This window comes from Microcystis sp. M49636_WE2, from assembly GCF_030065375.1.
GTDB classification, from domain to species: domain Bacteria; phylum Cyanobacteriota; class Cyanobacteriia; order Cyanobacteriales; family Microcystaceae; genus Microcystis; species Microcystis aeruginosa_C.
The window spans coordinates 1-3,317 of the sequence record NZ_JASJFG010000368.1 but is presented as its reverse complement, the minus strand read 5'-3'; the positions used below and the strand labels follow the sequence as shown (position 1 = coordinate 3,317).

General features: G+C 45.8%; 3 protein-coding genes and 1 pseudogene. 1 reads left to right on the top strand and 3 read right to left on the bottom strand.

From position 1 onward, the window contains the following. Window positions 1–254: 254 nt before the first annotated feature. From PX484_RS08770 to PX484_RS08760, 3 genes are all read right to left on the bottom strand, one after another. On the bottom strand, window positions 255–629 hold the full coding sequence (locus PX484_RS08770) for a hypothetical protein (protein WP_110578215.1): 375 nt from the start codon (window positions 627–629) through the stop codon (window positions 255–257). Window positions 630–671: 42 nt separating this feature from the next. Beyond that, window positions 672–1,559: an alpha/beta fold hydrolase gene (locus tag PX484_RS08765; protein ID WP_004268196.1), complete on the bottom strand. Its 888-nt coding sequence runs from the start codon at window positions 1,557–1,559 to the stop codon at window positions 672–674. 79 nt (window positions 1,560–1,638) lie between these two features. Then, window positions 1,639–2,346: an SIMPL domain-containing protein gene (locus tag PX484_RS08760; RefSeq protein ID WP_004268195.1), complete on the bottom strand. Its 708-nt coding sequence runs from the start codon at window positions 2,344–2,346 to the stop codon at window positions 1,639–1,641. Between the two features lie 439 nt (window positions 2,347–2,785). On the opposite strand from PX484_RS08760, the pseudogene PX484_RS08755 reads away from it, so the two are divergent. Continuing rightward, window positions 2,786–3,317, top strand: a pseudogene (locus tag PX484_RS08755) (hypothetical protein); the annotation flags it as partial.

The following is a 3,317-nucleotide window of genomic DNA, read 5'->3' as shown; positions in this document are numbered from 1 at the left end:
TGAAAACTCGGCTTAGGGGGTTCCGACCAGAAAAGCTTGGCCGGGTAAAAAGTCGCGCGCAACAAGTACAAGAAGCTATAGGCGGTCAACGTACCGTGGGACACACGGAATCGGGCTTCTGAAATGGGGCGAAAGTCTGTAGACTCTGTGTAAGACAGTACATGGTTTTTTAACTGTGGTATGCGACGGTGGTGGAAGCAGAAACTTAAATCGTGAGGTTTAGGAATCGCCGCACTTTTAGGGCGGCGAGGATGTCAACTGTTAAGACCGCAGTTTCCCCGCGACCAACCCCATTCTTCCACTCCCACGGAAATTTGCGAACCGGGACGGACATCTCCTTTGGATAAGTCTATCAGAGTGACACTGACTGCGGCGAATAAACTGCCCCGATAAATCGGCTGTCCTTTGTTGTTGGTATTTTTAAAGCTAAGGCTAGAAACTTGGGGAGGTTGACCGGAGCGCGTCCAGCGAATGCGCTCAAAACGTCCATTGATAAATTCTGCTGAATAGGACCAACCGTTATTCATGCGGCCTCGACAAAAAAGCTGTTGTGTGGCTACGGTAGGGGGAATATTGACAGATAAACTCAGAAGGCTGAAGGTAGCGAGAGCGATCGGCAAAAATTTCATAAAAGTTGGCACTATAGGGTCAAATAATCCTATTATAAGTTTTTAGTTCGCAAATTTAACTATCGCGGCCGCGGTAAGTTCCGGTTTTTCGAGATGGGGAACATGACCACAGCGAGGAATCCAAACCAGTTGATTATTGGGTAAGGCCTGCTGAAATATCTTCGCGTCTTTTGTGCCTAAAATTTGATCGTTTTCTCCCCAAATAATCAGCGTTTCTCGGTTTATTTGGCTTAATTTCGGCAAAAATGCCCCATAACCGCCACTTTTGGTAAAGGAGATTAAAGCCTCACTCCAGTGGGGACAATTCAGGTGCAGATTGGCACAGGTGCAAGCATCAACAGTGGCCAAAGTTGCATCAAAATAGGCAGTACGACTGATATTTTGACGCACGCGGGGATTGGCTAAAAAATTAGTTGCCCACTTATCGAGGGGAGAAAACATCAATTTACCCAAAACTGGGGGGTTAGCTAGTCCTGCGCTGTCAATCAGGACTAATTTTGCCACTATTTCCGGGTAGGAGAGGGCAAAATCTAGGGCCACTGCACCCCCCATGGAAGCACCGACTAAAATTATCGGTTCTGCGATCGCAGTTTGCCAGAAATGGTAAAGATGGCTTTTAATAGTTTTCGGAGATACTTGTAAATCTGGGTATCGCTCAGTAAAACCGAAGCCGAGTAGATCTATCGCCCAAGTTTCCCTATTTTGGGCGAGTAAGGGTAGTAAACGCCTAAATTCCAGCAGGGAACTATCAAAACCGTGCAGGAGAAGAAAAGGCGGTTGACCTTGCCCTTGTTGACTATAGGTAGTTAGAATCGATCGAGGATAGATGGGGCTATCGATGGCAATTTGTTGGATATTTTGGAGGAGAGCAAGGGAGGTATCTTCACTCAATCCCTCCCTAACAGTGGGTAAAAAGTTGGGATAATTCACGGATGAGGGCGAAAGTTTGATGAGGCAACAGGCAAGAGGCAGTTAGATATGTGTAGTTAGTTGTCTCTAGCTACAGATGTTAATAGCTAATTTCGAGGGTGACAGCAGCGCGCAGGGTTTGTTCCCCTCCGATAACCGGGCTACTGGCAGCATCGGCACTCCGAAAAACCGCTTCTGAGCGGGCTATTGGCACGGGATTACTGGTATTACCCACTTGGATAGAAACCGTTTCTTTCGGCACTAAACCGAGGGCTTGTAACACGATTGTAGCCTGTTCTCTAGCTTGTTCCGTGGCTTTGATGAGAGCGGTTCTTTGGGCAGCTGCGATCGCTGATTCTCCAGCAGTAAAACTGACCCCATCGATGCGTGTTGCCCCGACTTTGACCGCTTCATCGATTAAAATCCCCGCTTGGGCTATATCAACCTGAAAACTAATCAAATTAGCCCCGATATAACCGATTAAACGTCTTTGGTTGTTGCTGAAGTCGTAATTGGGCTGTAAACTAATGCCAGTGGTTTCCAATTTTTCCACTTGACGGGAACGGAGAAATTTAACCACCGCATCGCTACGATTGGCGGTTTCCCGCTGCACCTTACCCGCTTCTTTGCCTTGAATTTCTACGCCTAAGCGCACTATTGCTTGAGAAGTGGCGATATTTTCTATTCCTTCTCCCGTTACGGTAATTGTCCTCAATTCTCTTTCGTTTGCGTAACTAGGCATAACTAATCCGGTGTTGATGAGGATAAGGGACAGCAAAAAAGCCAAGCAAAATTTTCTGTAATTCATGAAAAATCCGTAGCGATCGATACTATATTTCGATTCTAGCCTTTATTTTGGGCAATTGAGTGGAAGATTATCCCTTTTCTGTCACTTTCGCAATATTGGTGACTAAGCTCTGGGAACTTGAGAAGGGGCATTTAAGCAATGAGTGTGAAGAACCACAGAGACACAAAGAACACAAAGACCGATCGCTATTATATAAGTAGGTAGGCGTTAAAAGTTATCAGACACCCCCCTTATCAAGGGGGGATTAAGAGGGGATCGGCACCCCCCTTATCAAGGGGGGCAGGGGGGATCGAACCTAAAATCCATTTTTAATTTAATTATAACCAGCTACTTAAGTTAAACTTATCACACAGAACCTAGAAGAGCCGATAAATTCTCAAAACTTGCTATGATCTAACAAGATTGTTAATGCACTTTCTCGGATTAATTATCCCCTGCAATGACTCGCCAAATTCACGACCAATTTGCCAAGGAATATTTAGAAGAACTCTTAGCGTCTCTAGGGACGATTAAAAAGAGCAAGAAAGTCAAGAGTGAAGTTCAAGAAATCGATGTCTGGTTTGAACCAGCCAGTTCAGCATCAAGGACTGAATTACCCTTGGGCATACTCGCTAAAATGGCGGCGACTTGCTGCTTATTTGAACCCTTCCGTAATCCTCCCTCCGAGGTAGAGATTCGCAGCTGCATCTCAAAGTTATATGCGGTTCATGGCGAGGTCTTGAGGAAGGCGAAACGGACAAACAAAACTCTAACTGAAGCTGAACTACCAGTTCTCTGGATTTTAACGCCTACTTTTTCGGCGAGAATGATTGAAGAAGTCGTGGGAATCCCCCCTTCATTCCTACCGGAAGAGGGGATGAAAGAGGAGTGGGGAAAAGGAGTTTATTTTTCCCCTAGCCTGTTCAAAACAGGAATCGTCGCCATCCATCAATTACCAGTCAATGAGGAGACTTTATGGTTGAGGGTGCTAG